This window comes from Pseudonocardia sp. NPDC049154 (assembly GCF_040648315.1).
GTDB lineage: Bacteria > Actinomycetota > Actinomycetes > Mycobacteriales > Pseudonocardiaceae > Pseudonocardia.
The window spans coordinates 1-3877 of sequence record NZ_JBEZDN010000238.1 but is presented as its reverse complement, the minus strand read 5'-3'; the positions used below and the strand labels follow the sequence as shown (position 1 = coordinate 3877).

Genomic DNA, 3877 nt, shown 5'->3' with positions numbered 1-3877 from the left:
CAGACCCACCCACTCCTCCCGGAGGCCCTCCCCTCGATCAAGCCGCCACGCCGGACGACCTGTCAACAACGTGGTGGGTCGCTACATCTAGGGGCAGTAGGCACTCACGACCCCGGTCGACCTGCGCGTTCAGGTCCAGACGACGTCGGCACCGGCAAGCGTCGCGACGGCCTTCCGGAGGGCGGCCGGCACCCGGGTGAAGGCCCGCACGGTGATCGCGTCGTCGGTGCGCTCCCACACCCCGGCCACCCGCCCGTCGACGACGAGCACCGGTGAGATCCACCCGGCCGTGCGGCTGACCTCGGACTCCCGGCCCTCCGGGATCGCCCGCCGGCGGTGGCTGAGCGGTGCGATCACCCACGGGTCGAAGCCGGGCAGCAGGAACGGGCCGTCGCCGGGGTGGTCGCCCGCGGCCGGGACGGCGGCGAGCTCGTCGGCGTCCTCGGCCCGGACGACGAACCCCGCCTCGTCCTCGATCTCGACCGGCACCACCGGGGCGGCCTTGATCCACCGCTTCGCCGGTGCGGGCTGCTCACCCCACCACCGTGCGACGTCGGCCGCCGTCGCCGGGTCGTTGACGGCCAGGAACCGCAGCAGGACGGCCCGGTTCGCCTCGTCGGCCCCCCACCGGTCGAGCGGGCGGCCGAGCCAGCCGGCGGGGGAGACGAAGGTGCCGTCCGGGCCCGAGCAGAGCAGCCCGCGGGCGGCGGCCGGCTTGAGCAGCGCGCCCCAGCTGGTCGCCAGCGGCCCGGCCACCTCCGGTCGGCCGAGGTCCGTGCACACCCGCTCGACGAGTTCGGCGCGGGTGACCGGCTCCGCGTCGACTACCCGGCCGACCGCGGCCGTGATCGCGTGCAGGGTCTCGCCCGTGACGCCGTGCTCCCGCTCCCAGGAGGGCGGGAAGCGGCGCCGCGACTCGCGGTCCGTGAGCGCCGCCGACCACAGCCCGAGCTCGTCGGCGGGCAGCAGGTGCAGCGTCCCGCGCATCGCCCAGGTCCGGACCAGGGCGCGCCGGGACCACAGGGCCGCGTCGACACCGTTCGAGCTGCCGCGGACGGCCGCGATCGCCACGCTGCTCGACGCGACCTGTGCGTGGATGCCGGTCAGCCGGCGCGCGACCTCGACCGGATCCGGTTCGCCGCGGGTCAGCAGCTGACGCTCCGCCCGCCAGCGCGTGACCTGCCGCCAGGTGACCCGCAGGGCGGTCATGCCGGACTATGGGTCACGAAGATCGCGGTGCCGGGGAACAGCTCGCCCCGCAGCGGCGACCACTGGCCCCACACCCGGTCGAAGCCCGCGGGCCACTCCGGCTCGACGAGGTCGTCGAGCACCAGGCCCGCCGCGACCACGTCCCGCACCCGGTCGCCCAGCGTCCGGTGGTGCTCGACGTAGGTCGCCCGGCCCTCGCCGTCGACCTCCAGATAGGGGGTCCGGTCGAAGTACGACTGGGTGACGGTCAGCCCGCCGGGCCCCGGGTCGTCGGAGAACATCCAGCGCATGGGGTGGTTGACCGCGAACACCCAGCGGCCGCCCGGTCGCAGCACCCGGTGCACCTCGCGCATCACCTGCACCGGCTCGGCCACGAACGGCACCGCGCCGAAGGCCGAGCAGGCGAGGTCGAACGAGCCGTCGGCGAACGGCAGGTGCTCGGCGCCCGCCTGGACGAGCGGGACGTCGATCCCGGTCCGGGCGTTCAGGTCGGCGGCGGCCCGCAGCATCCCGCGGGACAGGTCCAGCGCGACGGGCTCGGCCCCCTGCGCCCGCAGCCAGCGCGAACACGGCGCCGAGCCGCACCCGACCTCCAGCACGCGACGCCCGGCGACCTCCCCGAGCAGCCCGGCCTCGGCCTCGTGCAGACCCTCGGGGCACCACACGAACTCGGCGTCGCCGATGTCCGGGCCGTGCTCGGCGAGGTAGTCCGCGGCGTCGGCGTCCCACCAGGCGCGGCTGGCCCGTTCGGACTCCGCGGCACCCACCGTCCGGCGGGCGATCCCGGCCGTCCCGAGCACCTCCTCGGCGCTCATCGCCGGTCCCGGCGCGGCGTCCGCGCGTTCATGATCGATCCACCCGACACGTGCAGCTCACGCGCCGGATCGTCCCAGTTCCGCACCGGGGACCCGCATTGCCCCGCTGATCGGGTGCCGCGTAGCATGACCAGTACCCGTGGTCAACGTGTGCGGGGCCGACTCGAGCTGGTGCACGAGTGGCTCGCGGCGCGCGCTCAACCGCGGGGAATCGACGATCGAAGGTGACTGTTACACGCACCATCCAGTCACGGCTACATCCACCGACCGGCCGCCCGTGACGCGGCCACTACCGAAGACATCCACCGGAGCACCCCACTACATGTCCACCGACACCACCGCCGCCCCGACCACGCCGCAGGTCGCCGTCAACGACATCGGGTCGGAGGAGGACTTCCTCGCCGCCATCGACCAGACGATCAAGTACTTCAACGATGGCGACATCGTCGAGGGCACCATCGTCAAGGTCGACCGTGACGAGGTCCTGCTCGACATCGGCTACAAGACCGAGGGCGTCATCCCCTCGCGGGAGCTGTCGATCAAGCACGACGTCGACCCCGCCGAGGTCGTCGAGGTCGGCGAGTTCGTCGAGGCCCTCGTCCTCCAGAAGGAGGACAAGGAGGGTCGCCTGATCCTCTCCAAGAAGCGCGCCCAGTACGAGCGCGCCTGGGGCACGATCGAGGCCCTGAAGGAGGCGGACGAGCCGGTCGAGGGCACCGTCATCGAGGTCGTCAAGGGCGGCCTGATCCTGGACATCGGGCTCCGCGGCTTCCTGCCGGCCTCGCTGGTCGAGATGCGCCGCGTGCGCGACCTGCAGCCCTACGTCGGCCGCAAGATCGAGGCCAAGATCATCGAGCTGGACAAGAACCGCAACAACGTGGTCCTGTCCCGCCGCGCCTGGCTGGAGCAGACCCAGTCCGAGGTCCGCAGCGAGTTCCTCAACCAGCTGGCCCGCGGCCAGGTGCGCAAGGGCGTCGTCTCCTCGGTGGTCAACTTCGGTGCGTTCGTCGACCTCGGCGGCGTCGACGGCCTCGTGCACGTCTCCGAGCTGTCCTGGAAGCACATCGACCACCCGTCCGAGGTCGTCGAGGTGGGCCAGGAGGTCACCGTCGAGGTCCTCGACGTCGACCTGGACCGCGAGCGGGTCTCGCTGTCGCTGAAGGCGACGCAGGAGGACCCGTGGCGCCTCTACGCCCGGACCCACGCGATCGGCCAGATCGTCCCGGGCAAGGTCACCAAGCTCGTCCCGTTCGGTGCGTTCGTGCGCGTCGAGGAGGGCATCGAGGGCCTGGTCCACATCTCCGAGCTGGCCGAGCGCCACGTGGAGATCCCGGAGCAGGTCGTCCAGGTGGGCGACGACGCGATGGTCAAGGTCATCGACATCGACCTCGACCGGCGCCGCATCTCGCTCTCGCTGAAGCAGGCCAACGAGGGCATGACGGTCGACACCGAGTTCGACCCCACCCGCTACGGCATGGCGGCGGAGTACGACGACCAGGGGAACTACATCTACCCCGAGGGCTTCGACGTCGACACCGGCGAGTGGAAGGAAGGCTACGACGAGGCCCGCGCGGCCTGGGAGAAGCAGTACGCCGAGGCGCACGAGCGCTACGAGCAGCACATGACGCAGATCCGCAAGGCCGCCGAGGCCGAGGAGGAGGCGAGTGCCGACACCGGCGCCGCCAACTACTCGTCCGGCGGCAGTGCCCCGCAGGAGGCGCAGAGCGGCGGCTCGCTGGCCAGCGACGAGCAGCTCGCGGCCCTGCGGGAGAAGCTCTCCGGCGGTGCGTGATCCCCGGCTGAGCGCCTGACGCCCGGCTGACGAACGGCCCCGGTCCTCGCGGACCGGGGCC

3 protein-coding genes are annotated in these 3877 nt (G+C 72.5%); 1 reads left to right on the top strand and 2 read right to left on the bottom strand.

All coding sequences use genetic code 11. The features are described from left to right. Positions 1 to 129 precede the first annotated feature (129 nt). Both AB0B41_RS42835 and AB0B41_RS42830 read right to left on the bottom strand, forming a co-directional pair. Positions 130 to 1209 (bottom strand): crosslink repair DNA glycosylase YcaQ family protein, encoded by a 1080-nt coding sequence (locus AB0B41_RS42835; RefSeq protein WP_358212938.1) that lies wholly within the window; start codon positions 1207 to 1209, stop codon positions 130 to 132. Further along, positions 1206 to 2024, bottom strand: coding sequence for a class I SAM-dependent methyltransferase (locus AB0B41_RS42830; protein ID WP_358212935.1), 819 nt, complete (start codon positions 2022 to 2024; stop codon positions 1206 to 1208). Before AB0B41_RS42830 ends, AB0B41_RS42835 begins: the two co-directional genes overlap by 4 nt. Before the next feature lie 322 nt (positions 2025 to 2346). Between AB0B41_RS42830 and rpsA the strand changes: the two genes are divergently transcribed. After that, a complete protein-coding gene (rpsA, locus tag AB0B41_RS42825; protein ID WP_358212934.1) occupies positions 2347 to 3816 on the top strand; it encodes a 30S ribosomal protein S1 in 1470 nt (489 codons plus the stop codon). Positions 3817 to 3877 lie beyond the last annotated feature (61 nt).